At 37.9% G+C, this 21245-nt stretch carries 16 protein-coding genes; 11 read left to right on the forward strand and 5 right to left on the reverse strand.

All coding sequences use genetic code 11. The features are described from left to right. Positions 1 to 546: 546 nt before the first annotated feature. From AKG34_RS24965 to AKG34_RS25005, 9 genes are all read left to right on the forward strand, one after another. Complete coding sequence (locus tag AKG34_RS24965; RefSeq protein WP_053348825.1) at positions 547 to 792, forward strand: DUF2164 domain-containing protein; 246 nt, start codon at positions 547 to 549, stop codon at positions 790 to 792. Positions 793 to 1197: 405 nt separating this feature from the next. Beyond that, complete coding sequence (locus tag AKG34_RS24970; protein WP_053348826.1) at positions 1198 to 2850, forward strand: glycerol-3-phosphate dehydrogenase/oxidase; 1653 nt, start codon at positions 1198 to 1200, stop codon at positions 2848 to 2850. Between the two features lie 288 nt (positions 2851 to 3138). Continuing rightward, on the forward strand, positions 3139 to 4593 hold the full coding sequence (locus tag AKG34_RS24975; RefSeq protein WP_053348827.1) for an alanine/glycine:cation symporter family protein: 1455 nt from the start codon (positions 3139 to 3141) through the stop codon (positions 4591 to 4593). Positions 4594 to 4766: 173 nt separating this feature from the next. Further along, entirely contained in the window at positions 4767 to 5984 is a 1218-nt protein-coding gene (locus AKG34_RS24980; protein ID WP_053348828.1) for a CdaR family transcriptional regulator, read from the forward strand. 149 nt (positions 5985 to 6133) lie between these two features. Then, positions 6134 to 7564 (forward strand): sodium:solute symporter family protein, encoded by a 1431-nt coding sequence (locus AKG34_RS24985; RefSeq protein WP_053348829.1) that lies wholly within the window; start codon positions 6134 to 6136, stop codon positions 7562 to 7564. A gap of 266 nt (positions 7565 to 7830) precedes the next feature. Further along, positions 7831 to 8928 (forward strand): NAD/NADP-dependent octopine/nopaline dehydrogenase family protein, encoded by a 1098-nt coding sequence (locus AKG34_RS24990; RefSeq protein ID WP_053348830.1) that lies wholly within the window; start codon positions 7831 to 7833, stop codon positions 8926 to 8928. A 246-nt stretch (positions 8929 to 9174) separates the two neighbouring features. Continuing rightward, positions 9175 to 9879 carry an MBL fold metallo-hydrolase gene (locus AKG34_RS24995; RefSeq protein ID WP_152952413.1) on the forward strand — a complete coding sequence of 235 codons (705 nt, stop codon included), beginning with the start codon at positions 9175 to 9177 and terminating at the stop codon, positions 9877 to 9879. Positions 9880 to 9898: 19 nt separating this feature from the next. Then, positions 9899 to 10492 carry a TetR/AcrR family transcriptional regulator gene (locus tag AKG34_RS25000; RefSeq protein ID WP_053348832.1) on the forward strand — a complete coding sequence of 198 codons (594 nt, stop codon included), beginning with the start codon at positions 9899 to 9901 and terminating at the stop codon, positions 10490 to 10492. Between the two features lie 7 nt (positions 10493 to 10499). Next, positions 10500 to 10847, forward strand: a complete 348-nt coding sequence (locus AKG34_RS25005; protein ID WP_053348833.1) for a YrdB family protein — start codon at positions 10500 to 10502, stop codon at positions 10845 to 10847. Between the two features lie 190 nt (positions 10848 to 11037). On the opposite strand, the gene AKG34_RS25010 is transcribed toward AKG34_RS25005, so the two are convergent. The 4 genes from AKG34_RS25010 to AKG34_RS25025 form a co-directional block, all read right to left on the reverse strand. Next, positions 11038 to 12258: a PucR family transcriptional regulator gene (locus AKG34_RS25010; protein ID WP_053348834.1), complete on the reverse strand. Its 1221-nt coding sequence runs from the start codon at positions 12256 to 12258 to the stop codon at positions 11038 to 11040. Positions 12259 to 12395: 137 nt separating this feature from the next. Further along, on the reverse strand, positions 12396 to 13865 hold the full coding sequence (gene putP, locus AKG34_RS25015) for a sodium/proline symporter PutP (RefSeq protein ID WP_161804982.1): 1470 nt from the start codon (positions 13863 to 13865) through the stop codon (positions 12396 to 12398). Between the two features lie 169 nt (positions 13866 to 14034). After that, entirely contained in the window at positions 14035 to 15576 is a 1542-nt protein-coding gene (gene pruA, locus AKG34_RS25020) for an L-glutamate gamma-semialdehyde dehydrogenase (protein WP_053348835.1), read from the reverse strand. A 56-nt stretch (positions 15577 to 15632) separates the two neighbouring features. Beyond that, entirely contained in the window at positions 15633 to 16550 is a 918-nt protein-coding gene (locus AKG34_RS25025; protein WP_053348836.1) for a proline dehydrogenase family protein, read from the reverse strand. 407 nt (positions 16551 to 16957) lie between these two features. Here AKG34_RS25025 and AKG34_RS28185 point away from each other — a divergent pair, with 407 nt between their 5' ends. Together AKG34_RS28185 and AKG34_RS25030 are read left to right on the forward strand one after the other, a co-directional pair. Continuing rightward, a complete protein-coding gene (locus tag AKG34_RS28185; protein ID WP_161804983.1) occupies positions 16958 to 17122 on the forward strand; it encodes a hypothetical protein in 165 nt (54 codons plus the stop codon). A 1188-nt stretch (positions 17123 to 18310) separates the two neighbouring features. Further along, complete coding sequence (locus AKG34_RS25030; RefSeq protein ID WP_053348837.1) at positions 18311 to 19222, forward strand: hypothetical protein; 912 nt, start codon at positions 18311 to 18313, stop codon at positions 19220 to 19222. Positions 19223 to 19618: 396 nt separating this feature from the next. Here AKG34_RS25030 and AKG34_RS25035 read toward each other — a convergent pair whose 3' ends face one another. After that, entirely contained in the window at positions 19619 to 19849 is a 231-nt protein-coding gene (locus AKG34_RS25035) for a helix-turn-helix domain-containing protein (RefSeq protein ID WP_053348838.1), read from the reverse strand. Positions 19850 to 21245 lie beyond the last annotated feature (1396 nt).

Genomic DNA, 21245 nt, shown 5'->3' on the forward strand with positions numbered 1-21245 from the left:
TGTACAGCTATATGACGTTTGTATTAAATTTCAGTAATTTAGAAGATTATTTAACAGTTTGGGGCGTTAGTGAAAGAATGATTAAACAACTTTATAGTTAAGGTTTTTACTCTGTAGTACCACTTTCCAACTAAATTACAGAACTTAAGAAAACCGATTCTACATCAGTAGTATCGGTTTTCTTGATTGATGGCTATAAAATTAAATGACTTTATTATAAGTATTCATCTTCTTCAACTAACGCCCGCCCCTTAAATTCTATTTTTATTAACTAAAATCACGTTTAAATTCGCTCTTCTTTTGTTCCTAATAAAACTGATAATCCAATAAAAATAAACGGGTATGATAAAAGAATTAATTCGAGAAAACCTAAACCAAACAATGTCGAGGTATGCTCATCTGCATTAAATCTAGTTTCAAATACCCTTAATAAAGGGTTTTTACCACTCCTACTTGTACATAATATTTTATGAAAATATAGCCTGTGATTTACTGAATTTCACATGTATAGTTAGCTGTAATATATTTTATTAGGGAGTGTTTTACTTGTTTATAAAACTTACAAAAGACCAACAGCAATTAATGATTTCTGACATTCAATACTTTTTTTCACAAGAAAGAGATGAAGAAATAACCGAATTTGCTGCAGAAAGAGTATTAGATTTCGTTAAGGAGTCACTTGCTCCTCATTTCTATAACGCTGCTGTCTTAGATGTTAAACATGTAGTGGAACAGCAATTTTCTTCACTTGAAGATGAAATATTAACTCTAGAACGCCCGATAAAAAGATAAATAATTTTTCAAGAGTGAATTTGATAATAATTCACTCTTATTGTTGCACATAATATGTCTTATACGGCATAAGATAGGAATCATCTTTCCTTGTTTTTACTTCAGCTAATCTGCCCCTTTAGTTGAACTGTTAAATAAAAACAAAGCGAAGTCTTTCTAATATGAGTTAGAGTATGATATACTAAAATCAAGTTAATAAATCGGCCGGAGAACAGGAGAGACCATGAATGCGTTATCGAGAATTCGATAATGTGCATTTATGGTCTCTTTTTTTGTTTTTATTGGCAGATTAGGGTAATTAATATCTATATGAATGGAAAACTATGAGAACAAATTAACTTATTTAAATACAAGAACCAACAACTACTCGACAAAAGCAGGTATCACTCAAAGGAGGAGTTAGGCATGAGGTTTTCAAATATATATCGAGAAGAAACAATTGAGCTTCTGAAAAAAGAAAAATTTGATGTGTTAGTCATTGGCGGAGGAATTACAGGTGCAGGGATTTCCCTGGATGCAACGACTCGAGGAATGAAAGTGGCATTGGTGGAAATGCAGGACTTTGCTGCAGGAACATCAAGCCGTTCAACAAAGCTTGTCCATGGTGGTTTGCGGTATCTAAAGCAATTTGAAATAAAAATGGTTGCTGAGGTTGGAAAAGAGAGAGAGATCGTTTATGAAAATGGGCCACATGTGACTACACCGGAAAGAATGCTGCTCCCAATGCATAAAGGCGGCACATTTGGAAAATTCAGTACATCCATCGGACTCCGAGTCTATGATTTTCTAGCAGGCGTCAAAAAAAGTGAACGAAGGAAAATGCTATCGGTTAGTGAAACACTGAAAATGGAACCCCTTGTAAAGAAAGAAGGACTTAAAGGCGGAGGCCATTATGTTGAATACCGTACAGATGATGCACGCCTGACGATTGAAGTGATGAAGGCGGCTGTGGATAAAGGCGCGACACCGATAAATTATACAAAGGTAGAAAAATTGTTGTATGAAAATGGCAAGGTAATAGGCGTCCTGGTCAATGATTTACTATCAGGTAATCAGTATGAAATATATGCAGACAAAGTTATCAATGCCGCAGGTCCATGGGTTGATTCGATCCGTGAAAAAGACCAATCGAAAAAAGGGAAAACGCTGAAGTTATCAAAGGGTGTTCATGTCGTAATCGACCAATCGAAATTTCCTTTGAAGCAGGCGCTTTACTTTGATACGCCCGATGGCCGGATGATCTTTGCTATTCCGCGAGCCGGTAAGGCATACGTCGGAACTACAGACACCTTTTATGATGGCGATCCTGCAGTCCCTACCGTTACATCAGAAGACCGTACCTATTTATTAAAGGCGATTGATTATATGTTTCCAGAAGTGAAAGTTTCGAATGAAGATATCGAATCAAGCTGGGCTGGAGTGAGACCGTTAATTCTAGAAGAAGGTAAAGACCCTTCTGAAATTTCAAGAAAAGATGAAATTTGGGAGTCCGATTCGGGTCTTATCACGATTGCCGGAGGAAAATTAACGGGATATCGCAAAATGGCAAAAACGACAGTTGACCTTGTAGCCGGGAAGCTTTCCCAGCAATCAAATAGATCTTACCCTAATAGCAGTACCAAAAAAATGCCGATTTCTGGAGGGGATGTCGGAGGATCAAGCAATTTCTCTGATTATATCCAGACACATATTCAAATAGGGGTTGACTCAGGACTCACTGCTAAGGATTCCAAAGAATTATTGGCTATGTACGGATCAAACGCGGCTGTTTTGTTCAATATCGCAAAAAGTGAAGGGGACGTGGAAACTCGCACTGGCCTCCCACAGAAGTTGTTCGTACAGCTGCAATACGCATTAGATCATGAAATGGCCGCAACTCCGGTTGATTTCTTCTTCCGCAGAACCGGCACCCTATTATTTGATATTGATTTAGTCCAAACACATAAAAGTGCAGTAATTAAATATATGGCTGAATATTTTGGCTGGACGGAATCAACAAAAACGGAAAGAACAAACCAATTGGAACAAGAAATACATGGTGCTATTAAAGTATCTTAACTTATACCTGAAACGATTAAACGCCAGCGGCTTTGCTGGCGTTTATCTTATTTTCCATGATTTTATTCGAATTATAGATGTGTGAGTAAAAGATGAGTGGCAATGCGGCTCATCTTTTACATATTCAATGATAGAATGCTTGCAAATAGAACAATCACGATAATCCATTTCTACTTTAATAATGTTAGGTTTTCTTACATATTTAATATTGTTTATATGATTAAGATGAAATATAATTATTTAAGTAATATTATTTGAATTTTCAAATTATATAAAGGGGGAGTTTATTTGTCGGATTTTATTACTGCTTTAAATGGAGTTTTATGGAGTACACCAGTCATTTATAGTTTATTGGCAGTAGGGCTATTATTTTCAATTTTAACCCGGTTTCTACAGGTACGGCATATTAAAGAAATGATCATTTTAATGTTCCAAGGTAAAAGTTCAGAAGCAGGGGTTTCTTCATTCCAGGCTCTATCAATTGCGCTCTCGGGTCGGGTCGGTACAGGTAATATTGCGGGAGTAGCAACAGCTATCGCTTTTGGTGGTCCAGGTGCAGTTTTTTGGATGTGGGCCATAGCCTTTATTGGAGCATCTAGTGCATTTGTAGAATCTACCTTAGCTCAGATTTACAAAGTCAAACAAGACGGTCAATATCGAGGTGGTCCCGCGTATTATATTGAAAAAGGAATAGGTTGGAAGTGGTTTGCTGTTCTTTTTGCATTCGCTGCACTAATAGCTATGGCAGTTCTTATGCCTGGTGTTCAGTCTAATTCAATTGCTGCAGGAGTAGAAAACGCATTTGGCATTCAACCGGCAATCACCGGAATAATAGTCGTCCTTCTACTAGGATTTATTATATTCGGTGGAGTAAAACGGATAGCTAATGCTGCTCAATTAATTGTTCCATTTATGGCTCTTGGTTATATTTTATTATCAGTTGTAATCATTCTTTTCAACGTTACTGAATTACCCAATGTTATCTCATTAATATTTAGAAGTGCTTTCGGGATGGATTCTGCATTTGGTGGGCTTATTGGTATGGCGATAGCCTGGGGAGTAAAACGTGGGGTTTATTCAAACGAAGCAGGTCAAGGTACAGGCCCTCATCCGGCCGCTGCAGCTGAAGTATCACATCCAGCAAAGCAGGGTCTTGTCCAAGCATTTTCTGTTTATATTGACACATTGTTCGTTTGTTCTGCTACAGCATTTATGATTTTATTCACAGGCATGTATAATACACAAGCAGAAAATGGTTCATATATTGTCAATAATTTAGGAAAAGTAACACCTGGTCCTGGGTATACACAAGCGGCAATTGATAGTGTTATACCAGGCTTTGGAGCTGGGTTTGTTGCTGTTGCTCTTTTCTTCTTCGCCTTTACAACGATCATGGCGTATTATTATATTGCAGAGACAAATATCGCCTATTTAATGCGTAATCGTAATAGTAAATGGGCTATGTTTACATTAAAACTTGTCATACTTGCGGCTAGTTTTTATGGAACTGTTCGAACAGCAGAGTTGGCTTGGGCGTTAGGTGATGCGGGATTAGGGATTATGGTTTGGCTCAATGTTATTGCCATTTTAATTCTTGCTAAGCCAGCCTTGATAACTTTAAAAGATTACGAAAAGCAGAAGAAAAAAGGTTTGGATCCCGTTTTCGATCCAAAATCGTTGGGGATTAAAAATGCTGATTTTTGGGAGCATGAATATGTTAGAGACAAGGAAAATGTGTCTTGAATATTCCTGGATTTAATTTTATTATGTAAAAAATAAATCATTGTTCATCACAAACCAGTTCAAGTTTAATGAGAGCTGGTTTTTTTAGTTTCTGTTAAATTGGGGAACTTGGTAAAGGGAGTGTAATCTCCAAAAAGAAAAAAAATTCAGTGGAAAATTAAGGTAGGGATATTATGTTAGAAAAGCTAGCTCAAGAAATTGCGAACATAACCAGTGAAGTAATTGGCCATGAAGTGCTGATTACAGATAAACATGGAATAGTGCTTGGTTCAAGTGATCAATCAAGAATTGGCACATTGCATCAAGCTTCTCTTGGAGCCATTTTTCGTCGTAAGGAAATGACCCATAATGAAATAGTATCAAGTACATTGAAGGGGGTAAAACCTGGAATAACAATCCCAATTGAACTATCAGGGGAATATGTAGGTACATTAGGCATCACAGGATATCCTAATGAAGTAGCAAAGTTTGGGATGTTAGCTAAAAAGTATGCTGAAATTTTATTGCGTGAGGAAATCATCAATAAATCTTCCCTTCTACGTGAAAGGGCTTTACAGAGCCTTGTTCAGGAAATTGCCGCTTTTGACCCCAACCATAGTGATGAAATGCTATTGCTAACTCGAGGAAGGGAATTGGGTTATGATTTAAAACCACCTCGCATTACGATCGTTATCGATCTCTTTCAATTCAATCATATTACGAGTGAAATTCATCATCAAGCGTTAAAAAAAGATTCACCAGAAATATATATTCAATCATTAAAGATAAACATAGAATCGAAAATAAAAAAAACCTTTTCGAATAATCAGGATATTACGGTGTCCTTAGGGTCTGATAAATATGTTGTGTTTCATATGTTGGATGGTGAAATTCATGAAGAAGAAATCTGTGAAACGATTAAAAAGAAGTGTAAACAGCTTATTTCAGCATTAAAGGAGTTAGGAATTGACGCTTCAATTGGAATAGGAACTATTGGAAGTCTGACTGATCTTAATAACTCTTACCATGCTGCTTGGCGGGCGCTGAGAATCGGAAAAAAAATGACGGATCACCCAGAAATCTTTTATATAAAAGATTTCGTTTTAGAAGAATTACTATCCTATATTCATAAAAATACTGCGCATCATTTCGTAGAAGAAACCGTTACGAAATTAACACAGTACCCTGATTATGATGAATTATTTCGTACGATCACAGCTTGGTGTGAATCTAGCTTGAGTCCGATTAATTCGTCTAAAGCATTGAACATCCATCGCAATACACTTTTTTATCGATTAAACAAAATAGAACAAATTACAGGAAAGAATTTACGAAATTTTAGGGAGTCCCTGGAACTTTATATTGCGGTGAAACTAATGCAGATACTCGAACCAGAAAACAAGGGAAATTAGCATTGTGCTGTTAGCACAAACTACTTCTTTTATATAAATGAATAATTAGGCGGGGATTACGATGCTTTGAATGACCCTAAACCAATATAATTCAAATTAGAGAGGGAGAAACTGTTTTAGGTTATTAGTTTGAAAAGGGGTGAAGGGGTATGGAGAACTTAGATTGGATCTTTGTTGTAGGTTATTTTGCGTTCATCGCGGTTATTGGATATCAAACAAGTAAACGCATACGAACAGTAAAAGACTATAATGTTGCAGGAGAGAAAGTTACAATTTCCATTCTTTTTGCTAGTTTGGCGGCTTCCGTATTAGGAGGAGGAGCCTCAACTGGAATGGCGGGAAATGTTTATAAAGATGGGTATGTCTTTATGTTTGCATTTTGTGCATATGGGATTGCTAGTGTATTGATTGGTTATTTTATTGCCCCGCGGTTAAAAGCTTATAAAGGAGCACAAACCGTTGGAGATATTATGGAAAGACACTACGGGAAAAAAGCGAAATTAGTAACTGGAATTCTCTCAGTGGGATTATGTACGGGGATTATAGGGGGACAAGCATTAGCGTTAGGAACTATGCTTAAAGTAATCTTGGATATACCTCCGCTTGTAGGGATTCTAATCGGGATGGGTGCGGTCATTCTCTATACGTCCTTTGGAGGAGTTATGGCCGTTATTCAAACAGATGTTCTTCAATTTGTACTGCTCGGTGTCATATTGCCTCTTTCGCTTATCATTGGATTGTTTGCTGTGGGCGGTACGGATACGTTAATTGCAAAAGTTCCGGATTTTCATTTCACCTTGTTGGGTAATTGGGAAATAACTACGTTTATTGGATTATTCGTCACATTTCTCTTAGGAGAAGCGTTGATTCCGCCTTATACACAACGGATTTTTTCGTCTAAAGATCCTGAAACAGCTAGAAAAGGGTATATAATTGCCGGATTCTTTTCTTTTGGATTCTTCTTCATCACAGCTTCATTAGGCTTAGTCGCCTATGTGTTATTCCCTGGGATTCAAACAGACAATGCTTTACCAACCATTGTAAAAGAACTTTTGCCAGTTGGTGTGACAGGATTAGCAGTTGCTGCATTATTAGCCGTCATTATGTCCACAGCCAGCTCCTTTTTAAATTCAACGACCGTTTCTTTTATGCGAGATATCTATCCTTTTCTTAATAGAAAAAAAACTTCGGACAAGCAAGAATTATTGTTGGGAAGAATACTGACAGTAATCGTTGGTATCGCCTCTTTAATTTTTGCTCTAAATGTTCCAAGTATAATCGCGGCCTTGGAATATTCTTATTACCTTTGGGCTCCGACCGTTGTATTCCCATTGGTGATGGGAATCATGTGGAACTTTCGTAATGCAACAGTGGGTTTATCCTCAATCGTTGTGGGGGCGATTATCACCTTAATTTGGACCTTTGCCTTACATGAACCTTTTGGTTTATCTGGGGTTGTTCCAGGATTTATCGCGAATATCATTACCTTTTTTATCGCCCATTCATTAACGAAAAACAATGATGCAGGAAGTTCTGCAATTAAGGTGGATAAGGAGATGCTTGAAAATGATGTTGTATAGTTTTCTACTTTATTTCATTCCATCATTATTAATCGTAGTTACCCTTATGACAGGTATTGTATGTACAAAACATTATATAGATGATGTCATTAAGAAATAAAAAAAGACTGAAAAATTAGTTTATGAAATATCAACGGAAAAATCTGACGAAAGTATCCGTAGAAATCACTGAACATTTTGTGCGGAGAGAACAGTGTCATTTTTACTCATTCAATAGAATATGAAGATATGGAAAATAGACGAAAAGATATGAAGGAGGAAAAGTTATGAAAAGATCTGTAGCTGTTTTAGGTGGAGGTAATGGAGGTCATACATTAGCGGCTGATTTAAGTTTGGCTGGACATGAAGTTCGACTATTTGAAATGGAGAAATTCAGTCTTGCAATGAAGGATGTTTTTGAAACGAAACGTATTGAATGTATTGGCGAGATATTAAATGGAACAGCTGAAATAGCTATGGTCACAAATGACATAGACCAAGCATTAAACGGTGCTGAGATTATCCTTGTTGCTGTCCCGGCTTTTGCACATAAAGACTATGCGAATCTATTAGCTGATAAAGTGAAATCAGATCAATTAGTTGTTCTTCTGCCAGGAACGCTTGGTTCTTTAGAATTTGCAAGGATATGGAGAGATTTAGGTGTAAATGAAGATGTTGTGCTAGCTGAATCAGATACCCTTCCATATGCGACAAGACTAGAGGGTCCTGGAAAAGTAAGAGTTAATGTGAAAATTAACGTGCAAATCGGCGTGTTTCCTTCCGTTCGTACTGAATGGGCAACGGCTTTGCTTGATGATATTTTATCTATCACCCCTGTGAGCAATGTACTTGAGGCTGGATTGAGCAGTATGAACCCAATCGATCATCCGCCTGGAACGATTTTAAATGCGGGTCGCATTGAGCGCTCAAATGGCGAATTTTATATTTATGAAGAAGGGATGACCCCATCTGTTATTCGTGTGATGGAACAATTGGATCAGGAAAGATTAGAAATTGGGAAGTGGTTTGATTTGGAATTGATGACAATTGCTGAACTTCTTCATACATCAGGGTATGGTCCAAAAGGAACAACTTGGGAAGTGTTAAACGGAAGCCGCAGTTTGACACCGATTAAAGGGCCTACTTCTTTGCAATCGCGTTATTTATCTGAAGATATTCCTTTTGGCTTACGAACATTCGCTTCAATAGCCGATCATATTGGACTAGAAACACCAGTGATGGATTCGATGATCACGTTAGGCGAAATTCTTGTTGGAGGAATCCCGCAAACTGGAAGGACAATTGATAATTTAGGCCTTAGCAAACTATCAAAAGATGAAATCATAGAATTCGTTCGTACAGGAACGCATAAAGTTTCTGTTTAAGGTGAGTCTAGTAAAAAAATCGAAAAACCCTCATTTTTAGCAGAACGAAATCGCACCCCTTTTAAGTAAACATGCTCAAGAAAGAGCGTTATTGTTTACTTAGAAGGGTTTTTTTACGATGATTCGTAGATTGCTTATTTTCATATAATTTAAAGACTTTAAACATGGAATATTATTGAAAAACTAATCATATTAGTTATAATATTAATTATATTAGTTTGGGGGGGAGTTTGATTAAAGGTGAAAATGACTAAGGTTGGTACAGTATATCAACTATCTTTTATGCCACGTGTATTTCCTGTGAACTGTTATTTTGTAGAGGAAGAGAATAGTCTTACACTAATAGATGCAGCCTTACCCTACAGTACAAAAAGTATAATAAATGCGGCGCGGATTATTGGAAAACCGATAACAAGATTAATAGTTACCCACGCACATGATGATCATGTTGGTGCACTAGACGGGCTTAAAGCGTTAATCCCTGATTTACAAGTGAGTATTTCTTTTAGGGATGCGTTATTACTGGCTGGTGATTCTACCCTCCTACAAAATGAAACAAACTCTCCAATCCGCGGAGGAGTCCCTAAAAATATTCAAACTCAACCAGACTTATTACTCAAAGAGGGCGACCGTATTGGTTCATTGGAGGTTATTTTTTCACCAGGACATACCCCTGGTTCTATATCTCTTCTTGACACCCGGAATCATAGTTTAATTGTGGGGGATGCCTTACAAACTAGAGGTGGAACTGCGGTGTCTGGAATGATTAAACCTTTATTTCCGTTCCCGGCCTTTGCCACATGGAATAAACTTATCGCTCTTGAAAGTGCAAAGAAATTAAGAAGTTATAAACCGAGTTTACTTGCTGTTGGTCATGGGAAGATGCTAGAACACCCTGGGAATTCTATTGACAAAGCAATAGTTGAAGCAGAATTAAAACTTCAATCATGAAAATAGGAGGTAAAAATTGATGTCTCAACGTATAAGGTTAGATTTGTCTATCATTTTACAAAAAGCTACAGAACTAGTTGATGAAAACGGCCTTGATCATCTTTCGTTAGGCAAGTTGGCTGAAGAATTACAAATACGCCCCCCTTCGTTATATAACCATTTAGACGGCCTAAATGGATTAAAACAGAAACTAGCAGTAAATGGAGTTAAAAAACTTTATGAATACATGCTTCAAGCAGCAGTGGGACGCTCCGGTGATGATGCAATCAGGGCACTTAGTGAGGCATATGTTGAATTTGCTAGAATTCATCCAGGACTTTATGATGCTACCACCCGTTTTCCAAATTCTGAAGACAAGGAGTTACAACAAGCACAGCAATCAGTTGTAGAGCTTGTTGTCCAAGTACTACAAGCCTATAATTTGAAGGAAGAAATGGCAATTCACTTGGTGAGAGGATTAAGGAGCATTTTACATGGATTTACTTCAATTGAAAAAATGGGTGGGTTTGGGATGCCGATTGATATCGATAAGAGTTTTTCTATACTGCTAAATACTTATATTGAGGGAATCCATTCTATAGTTATAAATAAAGATAAATATGAGCTGGTGTAAGGTTAAAATGAGTTTTCTTTCTGTCTTGCAAATGGTAAACTTATCCGTTCGATTTTTATTAGAAATTTTTGCACTTGCTGTATACGGTTATTGGGGTTTCAAAGTAGGAAATACCAGAATCATGAAAGTTTTTTTTAGCATTGTTATCCCAATTGGTATAGCGATCCTTTGGGGGGCATTTGGTTCCCCTAAGGCCAGCATACAACTATCCGCACAAATTCATTTGCTACTGGAAGCAGTTATTTTCTTGGTTCCAGTAGGATTACTTTTGTCCCTTAAAAACGTTAAACTAGCTTGGTTCTATGGATTTACCGTGATAATAAATAGAATTTTCATGATGCTTCTGGACCAATAAGGTGTAGTTTAAACCTGACCAGCAGGACATCAAAATGGAGTGGCGAACAAAAAGAAAAAACCCTTGCTACACAAGGGCTTTAAAGTATGAAGTATAGCTGGATCGAACCGTTGCCGAGTTTCATATTTCTTAGCTGATTTAAAGGATTCATAAGAGAGTTTAAAAGTCTGGCCTGCAAAAGAAGCATTTCCTATTTTTTCTGCTTTAATAGTTGTAAGTCGACGTATAGCTGTATCCGTGAATGAAAGTCATCAAAATCGATTGAAGTGAGATCGGCTATTTGGTTCATTCTGTATTTTAACGTGTTGGTATGAATGTATAGCTGTTCAGCTGTCGGTTTGATCCGGCAATTATTCAACAGAAATATTTCCATTGTTTGAAGGAGCTTTGTTTGGCTTTCCTGGTCCTTCTTTTGCAGAATCTGTAAATCCATATTGATATAATTCGTTTTACCATGATGATTAGAGATCATTTCGAGGTAACGGAAAATCCCAAGTTTGCTATATTGAAAAGGAAGCTGTTCAGGTTTACCGATGAACTTGGCTGCATTTATCACTTCCAGGGCTTCTAGATAGGATTTTCTTAATTGAAGAATCGAAGAATACTCATTTCCGATTCCTGAGAACACCTTTTGGCCATTGAATTGGGAAAGAACCGTGTTCGTTAAATCAGTGGCGCTATCAGAAAGCAGCTCTTTCCCTTTTCCGTTGCTACCAATTAAGACGATGATCTTCAATTGGTTTGTGAATACATGGGAAAAATGATTCAATGCATTTGCGAATAGACTGACTGTATCCGTTAATTCATCGAAATGTTCCGCATCGGATTGAGCGATGGTAAAGACATTTACAAGGAAAGTTTCCGGAATAAGAAGACTCATATTGGCTGCTTCCCATTTTATTTGGTTTTCCGTTTGATAGACTTCGTCGATGACCTTTTGGTAAAACTCATTTTTTTCTTCATCTTTTTTCATGTTTATCTGTTTTTTCTGATAGAGGAGCTTGCCGATATGATGGGAAACCTCATGTAAAAATTCCAAATCGGAATCAGGCATCACTTCCGTCTCTTGGACCCAAATGAATCCGAAGACCTGCCCTTTGTGGACAGCGCTTACAACAACTCTTTGATTTAAACCGATTTCCTCGATTTGTTTCACTCTAAATGGATGCTCCACCGTTTTAAGCTGTTCGACAATGCCCTCATCCATGAATTTTTCCAAGATTGGAATCGGCCAATGCTTAGTGAAGATGGTTTGCTGATTGGCTTGGTCGAAGTGTTCGATATAATATGAACTATATGCCAGCAATAAAAATTGGTCATTTTCGATGACGACTGGTTTTTTTAAATAAGTGCTGACCATATCCGTTATATCGTTGATGTTTGTGAGAGTCAGGATTTTTTCTAATGACATATATGGCCCCCTGTTATTTTTTGAAGTATATGACAACTAAGTTTAATAATACTTTTAAACGGATGATGTGTATAGGGGCACAAAGAAGGAACGGTCTATGAAAAAAATTTCATAGACCGTTCCTTTTAGGTGATTTATTATTGTTTTAATGTTCTTTCGAATTCCTCGAATTGCTCTTCTACTTCTTTTGATGGCTTGGCTGTAAGAAGACTTACCACGATAATGGCAATCAAGCTTGCGCCAAAACCAGGGATCATTTCATAAAGCGTATCGGATAATCCTGCCATCGACCAGAAAATAACAGTCCCGGCACCAACGACCATCCCTGCTAATGCGCCCCATCTTGTCATGCGTTTCCAGCATAGGCTTAGTAAGACCAATGGACCGAATGAAGAACCGAATCCAGCCCAAGCATACCCTACAAGTCCAAGAATCGTGTCATTTTTCTCCCAAGAGAGAATAAGCGCGATGATCGATATGATCAGTACAGAAAGTCTGCCTAGGAAGACAAGCTCTTTATCTGAAGCGGAACGACGGAAGAAGGTTTTGTATATATCCTCGGTTAAAGAGCTAGCTGTAACCAACAACTGCGAAGAAATCGTGCTCATGACGGCTGCCAGTATTGCGGAAATCAAGAAACCAGTGATAAGTGGGTGGAAAAGTATTTCCCCTAACTCTATAAAAATCGTTTCAGGATCATCTAACTTGAGACCGTTCTGAGAAAAATACGTGATACCGATGAATCCAGTCAGCATGGCACCGACACTGGAGAAAATCATCCAGCTCATCCCGATATTACGGGCTTTCTTGATTTCCTTAACAGAACTGATCGCCATAAAGCGGACAATGATATGCGGCTGTCCGAAGTAACCCAGTCCCCATGCAAATAATGAGATGATTCCTAAAAAGCTCGTCCCTGTAAAAATATTCAATAAGGCTGGATCAATGGAACGTGCCGTATCTATGGAAGGACCGAAACCGCCAACATGGAAAAGGGTAACGATCGGTACCAGAACCAAGGCAACGACCATGATGATTCCCTGAACAAAGTCTGTCCAGCTTACTGCCAGGAATCCGCCGAATAAAGTATAGGCCACGACAACACCTGTTAAGATCCATAGACCTGTATGGTAATCTAGGCCAAATGTACTTTGGAATAAGACTCCGCCAGATACCATTCCGGAGGAAACGTAAAAGGTAAAGAATATCAGGATAACCAAAGCGGAAATGAGCCTTAAGATCCGTGAGCCCTCACCAAAACGATTTTCCAGGAAAGCAGGGATCGTAATGGAGTTATTGGCTACTTCTGTATACGTTCTCAATCTTGGTGCAACATACAGCCAGTTCGCATAGGCACCTAGTGTCAGGCCGATTACAATCCAGATGGAACTGAGTCCTGTTGCAAACATGGCACCTGGCATCCCCATTAAAAGCCAACCGCTCATATCTGCAGCACCGGCGCTTAATGCAGTAACAGCCGGACCAAGACCCCGGTCGCCCAGCATGTAATCATTTAAATTGGACGTCCTTTTGTAAGCGAAATACCCAATGAAAAGCATGCCCGCCATATAAATGCTAATGGAAATTATTAATGAGTAATCTATCATATGAAGACTCCCTTCAGGATGAAATATATAATTTTTTGTTTTAAAAGAGGAAGCAACCTATTTGTCACTTCCTCCATTTAACCTCGTTTTGATTGTGTATCTTAGTATAGAAGATACTTAACTAAAGAGGTTATTCATTTCTACTTCATTTGCTTTTAAAGGATCATTATCAGAACGTTTCTGATGTTGTTTTGGCTTGCATATGAAGTTGCAAGTAGTCCGGTCCGCCTGCCTTGGAATCGGTTCCTGACATGTTGAACCCGCCGAATGGCTGATAACCTACGATTGCACCAGTACAGCCGCGGTTGAAATACAAGTTCCCCACATGGAATTCTTCACGTGCTTTTTCCATGTTCAGTCGATTTGTCGTAATGACAGCCCCAGTCAAACCGTATTCTGTGTTATTGGCAATTTCAAGAGCTTCGTTAAAGTCTTTCGCTTTTGTAAAGGCGACGACTGGGCCGAAGATTTCTTCTTGCATCAAACGGGCTTGCGGATCGACATCAGCGACGATGGTCGGTTGAACGAAGTAACCTTTTGAGCTATCTCCTTCTCCGCCAGTTAGAACGCGTCCTTCTTCTTTACCGATTTCAATATAGCTCATGATTTTATCGAATGCCGCCTGATCGATAACTGGTCCCATGAAATGATTTTCTACAGGATTACCAACAGTAAGTTGTTTTGTTAATTCAACAGCGCGATCTAAAACTTGATCGTATACATCTTCTACGATGACAGCACGGGAGCAAGCAGAACATTTTTGTCCAGAGAAGCCAAATGCAGATTTCACGATCGATTGAGCGGCCAATTCAAGATCTGCCTCTTTGTCAACGACGATCGTATCTTTTCCGCCCATTTCAGCGATGACACGCTTCAGCCAAATTTGGCCTTCGTTCACTTCTGACGCACGTTTGTAAATGCGCAGACCTACATCGCGTGAACCTGTGAAGGAAATGAAACGTGTTTTAGGATGATCAACCAGGTAGTCGCCCACTTCGGCTCCGCTTCCTGGAACGAAATTCAACACACCTGACGGAAGGCCGGCTTCATGCATTACTTCAACGAATTTCGCAGCAACAATAGGAGTAGTCGAAGCTGGTTTTAACAGGATTGTGTTACCAGTGACGATAGCGGCAACAGCTGTACCTGCCATGATTGCAAATGGGAAGTTCCAAGGAGAAATGATGATGCCTACTCCTAATGGAATGTAATCATAGCGGTTAAATTCTCCCGGACGGCTTTGAACAGGCACACCATCTTTAAGCGTCAGCATTTGACGGGCATAGAATTCAAGGAAATCGATCGCTTCCGCTGTATCCGCATCAGCCTCATTCCAAGGTTTTCCCGCTTCTTTTGTCAATAACGCAGAGAATTCATGCTTGCGTCTGCGAATGATGGCAGCAGCTTTGAACAAAACGTCAGCGCGGATTTCCGGTTTCACTTTTTTCCAGCTTTCAAAAGCTGTTGCAGCTTCCTGCATAGCTTTTTCAGCAAGATCCCTGTTAGCTTTCGATACTTGGCCGATGACCTCTTGTTTGTCTGCAGGGTTATATGAAACGATTTTCTCATCAGTCGTTACTTTCTCTGCCCCGATATAAAGAGGGTAGTCTTGCCCTAAGTAGCCCTCAACAGTTTGAAGTGCTTCCTGATATGCTTTTTTGTTTTCCTCGTTTGTAAAATCAACAAATGGTTCGTGTTTATATGAAATCATTAATAATCACACCTTTTTATAGAATTTTTGTAGCAATTAGAATGTTGAATGTATATTTAGCTTCTGACCATCCCTTTGAAGGCAAAGGCAATATTAGACGGCCTTTCCGCAAGCCTTCTCATGAAGTATCCATACCAATCCAGACCATATGGTACATAGACGCGCATTTTGTAACCTTGCTTGACCAACTCGTATTGTGTTTTGTTTCTCATGCCATAAAGCATTTGAAATTCGAATTGTGTATTTGGAATGTTATGCTTTTTAGCCAGCGCTTTTGTATATTCGATGATTTGGTCATCATGTGAGGCAATGGCCGTATAATTACCGTTAAGAAGACTTTGCTTAATCAACTTTTTATAGTTTTCATCTACATCATTCTTTTCGGGAAAAGCCACCTCGGCAGATTCCTTGTAGGCACCCTTTACGAGACGCAAGAATGGCTTATACTCGGCAAGGTCTTCCAAATCTTTCTCTGTGCGGTATAAATAAGCTTGTAAAACAGTACTTATGCAGTTGTATTTTTCTTTGAACTGCCTAAATATATCGATTGTTGCCTGACAGCGAACCTCATCTTCCATGTCAATCGTGACCATGACATTGTGTTTTTCTGCTGTATCAAGAATTCTTGTCATGTTCTCGATGACCAGATTATGATCGATATCAAGACCCAGAGAAGTCATTTTGAGAGATACCTGTGAATCCAGTTTTTCTCTGCTGATCATTTCAATGGTTTCGATGCATTCTGCTGTCCTTTCCTGGGTCACTTCCTTAGAATCAACGAATTCCCCAAGATGGTCGACTGTAACCGACAGGCCACTATTATTAAGCTGTTTAATGAATTTAATGGAACTTTGGAAATCAGTTCCCCCTATAATTTTTCCAGCTGCAAAACTACCGCCGCTTTTCTTAGCAATATTATTAAGTAAGTTATTTTTAGATAAAAATAAGAAAAAGTCTCTTGTAATCGCTTCCATTTAAAAAACACACCCCCTAAGAAGTTGTAATCACAAGATAATCTTATGGTTTTTCGACAATTTGCGCAATGTTCTAAAAATACAATAATTCTGTCTTTTGTTTGTCGGTTAGGGACAAAGAAGGGGGAGGTACTCAATTTTCTCCTAATCTTAATGGATAGAACGGAAGGTTTATAATTTATCTTATAAAGAAAAGCTAGAAGAAAGGTGCTTAGGAGAAAATAGCCCTGTGAAAGATGAAACCTTTGCGAATGCGTTTAAAAGTGGTAGCTCGACCATAATAATCCAATGCGATATAATGAACCTTACTATAGGTCCAACCGAGTACATCTTCTGTTACATGATCGGAAGTTAATGGCGAGGGCTGTAAAAATAAGTGACATCGGTAAGGCGGGGAGGGGTAAGGAATGGGTGCGGTATTTGAAGAACTTAGAGAAACATCTGGATTGATAATCGGCTTGATAATGGCTCTGGTAATAACAGGGTTTATTGGACTAGCCTTCACAAAAGCACATAAAGTCATTGTGTCACCTGTTGTTCGAAGGATAAAGAAAATGGTTAGTCGAAAATAGATGTGGCGGATTACATACCCCCTTGTCCCTAATCCATCAAGCCCCGCTTGAAGAAGGTGCAACCGTGTATGTCTATAATAGTAGGAAGTATGTGAATAAACTCAAAAAGAAGTCACTATATATGAATTGTCAAAGCATTAGATGCGGCGAAGAATAAGATTGAAACGACTCTTTTCCTTTCACATATGTAATCAATAGATAACTATAGCAAAAAAATCCCCACTTCTACTATAGAAGTGGGGGATTTTACATATTAGATTAATAAGTAATCATGATGTAGTAGAGATAAAGGTTCTGAAGTGCTAAATGTCATCTCACGCATTTGTCTCCACCGAATAATGCTGATTATTTTGTTCGAAGGCATGACGCTTTGGGGCTGGAAGGTGTCATTCTGTATTTAAAATTCAGTAAATGAATTCGTCATTCTTAGGAACAAGAACAATTCTTTCAAATTAAGAAAATCATATTAGAATACGAATGCCCTTTATGCCGGCTTATCGGGATAAAGGGCATTTTACTTTCTCCGAAACCATAAAGGTGATAGTACTAGTATTCTAATAAAACAATCTAAGGAAAATTTTACAACAATGGAATATAATAGAAAAATATGGTATGGTTTTAATTGTGTTAAAATTTGGTATTTAATTTAGAGGAGATGAAAGAGTATTCATGCTTAAGAAATTATGTGTTGTAGGTACAATTTTTGCTAGTATCAATTGGGAATAGTGCTATTGCAGCTGAAGTAGATCAGAAACAACTGTTACTAACATATCAAGTTTTTCTGAAGTTAGCAGTCTAACTGCAGGTATCACAGCAGAAACATCCGGAAAAAAAATCAAGTGTACTTCCAAGGTAAAGGCTAGTAATCCAATTTTTGGTTCTCCTAGCGCAACAGCTACTTCATCAGCAGCTGTAAAAGAAGATCATATCTCTGCTAAAGTTAGGGTATATAGCAGTAAGGGCGGGTTGCGAGGACAAAAAACAGATTCGCAGACAAAGTCAACATATGCTGGAGCTACCTATACTGATAAATCTACTAGTATTCCAGCTACTGCTTTTGGAAATCATACTTATGTAAAGAAGAGTTATAAAACTGTCGTACATGAAACCAAGGATAAATTTTAAATATAAGAAAAAGTTAAGGCTAACTATTGTTAGTCTTAACTTTATTCTAGGAGCAATGATTATATGAAAAAAAAGCTATTGATAGTCACGGTCATTTTATTCATTGGAATTTCAGGTTGGATCTTTTACAATAAAATGTCAGGCGAAAACACAAAAGGAATACAACCAGGATTTGAAGAAGGTTCCAATACCATATCCTACGGGTTGTTAAATGCGGATGACAAAGTAATAGATAATGGAAGTATTCTAGAACCAAAAGAGAATAAGCTCGAGTATACCCTCTCGCTCTCTAATTTTATCGAAGTGGAAAGAGAGTATGCATTAATAGTCCTTGAAAACTTTAAACAAACACCCTTCACAGTTGAAGGAAAGCGATACAGTGTTTATACTTTTAACGCTAAGCCAAATAAAAGAATTGAGTTTAATACGAGTATTTCCACTAACAATAATACAAGAGAGATAGATTATCTTATATTTAAAAAACCAAATTATTTACTAGATAAATTAGATATATCAAAGATGCATACTTTGCAGGAATTTTTACCTTTGCGTTTTAAGGTTAAGAGCAACGGAGCCAAACCAAAAACAGCTGATTTTATTCCTGATGAAACGATTAAAGAAGGACCCAACGATACCATTTTTATTAGTAAACAAAAAGAGGAACTAAATATTCTACCCACAGCAAGAAGTGGTGAAAATATTTTTATATCTGTTGGTAACATTGTTGAAAAAAAGGAAAACTACAATATCATTGCTTTAAATAATTGGCAACAGATTCCTTTAGAGAATGAACAATTAGTAGGAAATGTAGTTGTTAATCCTGGTGAAAGAAAAGTTTTTGAATATAAACTTCCTCAGGTAAAAGATAACTCGAATTTTCAGGTTATTGCTTTACCAAAACCTTATGAAGTTAGCGAGAGTGACTACGAAAGCACAGCCGCCTTCGGATCATTTCGAACAGTTATCAAACCTTAAATACTGAAATAATAGAGTCCCGCTTATTTCAGTATTAAGAGCAATTCTTTCAATTCTTTCAAATTCGCAAAAAGTAAAATACCCCTTATGCCGGTTTCGTGCCGACTTAAGGGGTATTTTAACTTCCAAGCACGGGCTCGCAATCCCCTTCTACTGCTGCTATAACCTGAAGATCAACATAATTTGACCTGCAGGGTTTGTTCTACTCAATTCTGAGGCAGCTAAATGAAGTTGTTGAAATGGGATTTTGGAAGGACACAATGAAACGGAAAATTAGCAAACAATACAAAGAAATATCTGCTTTCATGTAACGTATCAAAGCCACGACCTTAAGTGGAACCGTTCGTTTGAGTCGGGGCATTTTTTGCGTTTAAACATCGAATAATCAGGGCAACCTTAAATATCAAAATATTCGTCTGACTTTGCGCCAGCATCTATACTCCGAATCGCCTTCATAATTTTCTTTAATACTCCGGCAGAAGGCACATACTTAGGATCGCTGCAAACTCTGCTAATCGTATTGCGTGAGATTCCAGACGCGCTTACAAACTCCTCCTGTGTATACCCGTGCTTATCTATTAATTTGCCTACCTTACTCCGACGCTTTCCCTTCCCGAATCTAAACATTTCGCGTACCTCCTAGTATTTATTGTACTAGCAGTCTCGTCCATCTTTCACAAAAATATACGCATAGTTTCGCAAATAATTGGTATAAAGAAAAAACGGTAAGTCTAATAAGTTAACTACCCTAGTAGCCTTATTAGAGTAGTCTTTGCCAAATCGAAAGCGAAGCGATAAAGGACGAAAGTGTTTTGAAGAAGCGAAGCGGATGGAAACGGAAAGGGGATCACGAGGGGGAAACCCTCACGAAATACGAAGGGATATAAACTGATATTTATATTAGGAGCAAGCTGAGAAATGGTTGCATCAATAAGTTAACGGAGGATTATGGTTCGCCAGGTGTAGGGATAACATCAATAGGATTGTGAGGTGTGATGGTATGCTAAATAGTAAGAAAAGTTATTATTAATTGTATCCCTTAGATTTATCAGCAAGAGAGTATTTTTCTGGAGGAGTAATAGTTGAACGGACACTCCCTATTACCTCCGACAAACATTAAAATGCTGAAGGGACGGTATAAGACAGAATGTTTCCACAGTCGAGTCATGTAGAGTGTGTGACACAATTTATATTAAAATAAACCCCTCCTATTCAGACTCGGATTTCGTGAAAAAATAAATTTCCGAATTCCGGGTTTTTCCCTCTTTCACCCTTTGATAATCCTGGATTTCTGGTTTTTTGCCCTCATCCAACTCTGAGAGATTTCTATTTTAACACTCGAAAAAAGGTGAAAAAAATGTAGAGAAAAGCGGAAAAAGCGGGAAAAAACGGTCATTTTTGAATCAAAAATCGTCCGAAATGGGGATTCCGTAGAAAAACTTTATTTTAACTGAAACGGTTGAATGCGAGGTGGAGTGGGGTGATTTCGGAAGAGTTTATTTTAATTGAACATAGTAGAGAAAAGCAATCCAGTTGAGTTTGTAATATTTCAAAAGTAATATTGAATAGGGGAGAAAAGATTTAGAATAGTACAAATACAGGTGAAATTTAGAACAATTTTATGTGATAAAGTGTAAACTAGAATATTAATCAAATATCATGCCATAAAGGCAGTATGAAAGTTAGAGTGGTGGAACTAGACATAGGAAACTGGGTTGTTTTTGTATACGCTTTATATTGTCCTTTATCACCATTTTGAAGACCATTTGCATGTTTCCTAGTACTTACTACTTTAATAAAGGAGGCCAACTATGAATATCGGTTTAATTGGTGCGGGAGCCGTTGCTAAATTTTAATTGGATGAAATCAATTAAAGCGAAAATGACCATTTTAAATCAAGTTTTTCAGCGGATTATAAACAAGGCAGTTTCTTGTGTTTTAAGTCTTAGGAAAAAGAAATGAATGTTTTTATTATCGAGTGATGAGGTTAAGTTTTGCCGGTATAGTTGAACGATTTAGCAAA

Source organism: Peribacillus butanolivorans (assembly GCF_001273755.1).
Classification (GTDB): Bacteria; Bacillota; Bacilli; order Bacillales; family DSM-1321; genus Peribacillus; species Peribacillus butanolivorans.

What these genes read in the sequence shown, in the direction of transcription:
- AKG34_RS24985 (WP_053348829.1), top strand. Translation starts at nt 6,134, where the DNA reads ATGGAGAACTTAGATTGGATCTTTGTTGTAGGTTATTTTGCGTTCATC.
- AKG34_RS25035 (WP_053348838.1), bottom strand. Translation starts at nt 19,849, where the DNA reads ATGTTTAGATTCGGGAAGGGAAAGCGTCGGAGTAAGGTAGGCAAATTA.
- AKG34_RS28185 (WP_161804983.1), top strand. Translation starts at nt 16,958, where the DNA reads ATGGGTGCGGTATTTGAAGAACTTAGAGAAACATCTGGATTGATAATC.
- AKG34_RS25030 (WP_053348837.1), top strand. Translation starts at nt 18,311, where the DNA reads ATGAAAAAAAAGCTATTGATAGTCACGGTCATTTTATTCATTGGAATT.
- AKG34_RS25025 (WP_053348836.1), bottom strand. Translation starts at nt 16,550, where the DNA reads ATGGAAGCGATTACAAGAGACTTTTTCTTATTTTTATCTAAAAATAAC.
- pruA (WP_053348835.1), bottom strand. Translation starts at nt 15,576, where the DNA reads ATGATTTCATATAAACACGAACCATTTGTTGATTTTACAAACGAGGAA.
- AKG34_RS24970 (WP_053348826.1), top strand. Translation starts at nt 1,198, where the DNA reads ATGAGGTTTTCAAATATATATCGAGAAGAAACAATTGAGCTTCTGAAA.
- AKG34_RS24995 (WP_152952413.1), top strand. Translation starts at nt 9,175, where the DNA reads ATGACTAAGGTTGGTACAGTATATCAACTATCTTTTATGCCACGTGTA.
- AKG34_RS24980 (WP_053348828.1), top strand. Translation starts at nt 4,767, where the DNA reads ATGTTAGAAAAGCTAGCTCAAGAAATTGCGAACATAACCAGTGAAGTA.
- AKG34_RS24990 (WP_053348830.1), top strand. Translation starts at nt 7,831, where the DNA reads ATGAAAAGATCTGTAGCTGTTTTAGGTGGAGGTAATGGAGGTCATACA.
- AKG34_RS25000 (WP_053348832.1), top strand. Translation starts at nt 9,899, where the DNA reads ATGTCTCAACGTATAAGGTTAGATTTGTCTATCATTTTACAAAAAGCT.
- AKG34_RS25005 (WP_053348833.1), top strand. Translation starts at nt 10,500, where the DNA reads ATGAGTTTTCTTTCTGTCTTGCAAATGGTAAACTTATCCGTTCGATTT.
- putP (WP_161804982.1), bottom strand. Translation starts at nt 13,865, where the DNA reads ATGATAGATTACTCATTAATAATTTCCATTAGCATTTATATGGCGGGC.
- AKG34_RS25010 (WP_053348834.1), bottom strand. Translation starts at nt 12,258, where the DNA reads ATGTCATTAGAAAAAATCCTGACTCTCACAAACATCAACGATATAACG.